Source organism: Romboutsia sp. (assembly GCF_035470145.1).
In the GTDB taxonomy this organism is placed as follows: domain Bacteria; phylum Bacillota; class Clostridia; order Peptostreptococcales; family Peptostreptococcaceae; genus Romboutsia_D.
In genome coordinates, this window is sequence record NZ_DATIRC010000371.1 from 1 (window position 1) to 3,081 (window position 3,081).

A 3,081-nucleotide genomic window follows, 5' to 3' on the forward strand; every position below is an offset into this window, starting at 1 on the left:
GGTTTAAAAACTAAAAAAGATAAAAAAATAAATATGACAGCCGAAGATATGGATAAATTATGTGAAGTATATGACTGGTATATGCAAGTAAAGGATTATAAATGTATGAAACTTAAAAAGGCACCTTCTAAAAAAGATATAAATATAGAGAGTAACAATGTAAATGACTTGAAAAATACTAGTATAAGAGTAGACAAAAAAACATGGGAAGACTTTGAAAGATTATGCAGTAATTCGCAGTTTAGTAAGCAAGAAATATTAACGCAAGCATTAAAAGATTTTATGAAAGAGTATAAACACCTAATATAAGCCTTGTAGTTATAAAAATATAAATGAAAAATATAATGATTTTCTTGCAAAATGAGAATATAATTATATTAATATTTAAATATGAGGAGCATAAGAAATGAAAAGAATTTCAAAAATATCATATTTATTAGTAGTCATATTATTAATTAATGTTGTAGCAATTAGTGGATGTAAGAATGAAAATATTAATAATAAAAATAATGATAAATCTATACGTGATATAGAAATAAATGAGAACGATGCAAAAGCAATAGGAATTAGCAATACTGAGATTACTAATATATCAAACTTAGATGAACATGATACAACGACCAAAATAGAAAAAAATTCTAATATATCAAACTTAGATGAACATGATACAACAACCAAAATAGAAAATAATTCTAATTTTTATATATCCGATATATGGTTGGGATACGAAGAACTTGATAAGAATAAAAATATAATTTCAAAATCACAAACATTTTTAGATTTAACTTTATCACCAGGGGAATTATCTTCTATATCGTTTAATTATAAGGAATATGTCGATAGTATAAAAATAACATCTTATGGATATGAAACAGAAGATAAAGTGATAGTTGTAAATTTAAAAAAAGATTATGTGAAAATAAAAAATAATGAACAACAAATAGAAAATAGTAAAAGCTATGAAATTTTAAATATATCAGATATACACAAGGAAAATGAATCAAATGGTATAAATAAATATATAGTAAAAGTTAAAAATTCATCACAAAAAAACTTGGGGAATATTACACTTAAAATAGGAGAATTAAAAAACGGGGAATATATATCAGTTAGTCACATATCAGCATATAATGTATTAAAGGCATCTCAAGAAACAAAAATAGATATACCTACTTCAAGGGATACTGATAAATTAAAAATAATTGGTTATAGTTATGATGATATTAAAGAAAAAGCAAATATTGATATAGATCTTAAGTCTCATAGAGCTAAGATAAATAAATAATATATAATTAGGGGGAAAATTATATGTATAAATCCTATATTTATGCTGAATAATAATATTAAATTAAGGGGTGGTAAAAATGAATGAAAATAATTTTAAACAAGGGAATTTAGATTTTGAAAAAATGAATGCAACTTTAGCAGATCCAGAATTTGCAAATTGGTACTATAATGAGATGATCAATAAATTAGATTCAAATTTAACTATGGAAGAGTTTGTTAATATAGTTAAAGATTATAATCAAAACAAATTACTATAATCTGCAAAGCAAGTAGTATAATGCAAAAGAAGGATTTAATATGAAAAAAAGCTATAAAATGAATTAATAAGCTATGCTTGAATGTAAAAAACATACAGATTATACAGGTATAGTGAGTTGTTATTTTCAGTTTTAAATCAAGTGAAAGGACGTTCTTATACTCAGCGATGCAATAATAGTGATATGTATAGTGACTTATAGAGTTTAGAATATAAGACAAGTGAGATTTATGAAAATCGATAGTAGAAGTAGTTAGCTCGTTGTATTTACTAATTATAATTAGATAATACAACGAGCTTTTTATATTGTATAATATAAATGAAAAATGTAGAGACTTAAGCAAAGTTTTATAATTATTGAGGGGGCAATGTATGAAGGTACTGGTAGTAGAAGATAATAAGACTCTTTTAGAAAGTATCGTAAGTGAATTAAAAAATCATTTTGATGTAGAGTCTTGTGAAGATGGGGAAGAAGCTATATATTTAATAAATCAAAATATATACGATTTAGTAGTTTTAGATTTGATGCTTCCGAATATTTCAGGGACAGATATACTGAAGAAAATACGAAGTAATAATATAAATACACCGGTCCTTATTTTAACAGCAAAAGAAAGTTTGGATGATAAGGTATACGCTTTTGAAATAGGCGCTAATGATTACTTAACAAAACCGTTTTATATGGAAGAGTTAGTAGCAAGGATATATGCAATATTTCGAACTAATGGTAAAATAAAACAGAAAAATGGTATAAAATTTAAAGAATTATACTTAGACAATAACAAAAAAACTGTATTTATAGAAGGTAATGAAATTGAACTTCAAAATAAGCAATTTAATTTATTAGAGTATTTTATAATAAATAAAGGCTCAATATTATTAAAAGAGCAAATATACGATAGAATATGGGGAATAGACTCTGATGCTACTATAGAAATAGTAGAAGTATATGTTAGTAATTTAAGAAAAAAGCTAAGTAAATATGGTTATGACAAATATATAAAAACTAAGCGTAAGGTAGGATACATGCTTGATGATAAATAAAAGCGTATTTAACAAAACTAAAAGTAGCTTAATAAAAATAAATATAGCTGTTGTGGTAAGTTTTCTCATAATATTTTCTGTATTTATATATTCATATTTCAAAGGGCTTACGTATAACAGTGTAGATAAGAATCTAAAGTCAGAGCTAGATAACATATCTATTCAACTTAGTAATACATCTTTATTTTATCCCATTATATTAAAAGATCCAAGCAATATGGTATATGTATATGAAGGAAAGAGAATAAGATATTATACGCAAAATGGATATTTTGAAGATATATTTCCTCGTGTGAAAGAAAGTAAAAAGAATACATTTTTTACATATACTGAAAATGGATACACTTTTAGAGAACTTAGCATAGATAAAGGAAAATATAAGATACAAATAATAAGAAATATAGACTCTGAAATTAATTCATTTAGACAACTTATATTTGTATTCATGATAGGCATAATAATGTCGGTTATAATCACATATTTTGTGGCACTAT

3 protein-coding genes and 2 pseudogenes are annotated in these 3,081 nt (G+C 24.4%); all 5 read left to right on the top strand.

Annotated features, from left to right (window positions below):
* A pseudogene (locus VLM92_RS14730) lies at positions 1-309 on the top strand (DNA-binding protein); the annotation flags it as partial.
* Between the two features lie 97 nt (positions 310-406).
* Positions 407-1,285 carry a hypothetical protein gene (locus VLM92_RS14735; RefSeq protein WP_325277080.1) on the top strand — a complete coding sequence of 293 codons (879 nt, stop codon included), beginning with the start codon at positions 407-409 and terminating at the stop codon, positions 1,283-1,285.
* A gap of 79 nt (positions 1,286-1,364) precedes the next feature.
* The gene (locus VLM92_RS14740) at positions 1,365-1,544 is read left to right on the top strand and encodes a hypothetical protein (protein WP_325277081.1); all 180 of its coding nucleotides are present in this window, start codon (positions 1,365-1,367) and stop codon (positions 1,542-1,544) included.
* A 371-nt stretch (positions 1,545-1,915) separates the two neighbouring features.
* Positions 1,916-2,587 (top strand): response regulator transcription factor, encoded by a 672-nt coding sequence (locus tag VLM92_RS14745; protein ID WP_325277082.1) that lies wholly within the window; start codon positions 1,916-1,918, stop codon positions 2,585-2,587.
* Positions 2,577-3,081: pseudogene (locus VLM92_RS14750) on the top strand (sensor histidine kinase); the annotation flags it as partial. The gene VLM92_RS14745 and the pseudogene VLM92_RS14750, both read left to right, overlap by 11 nt.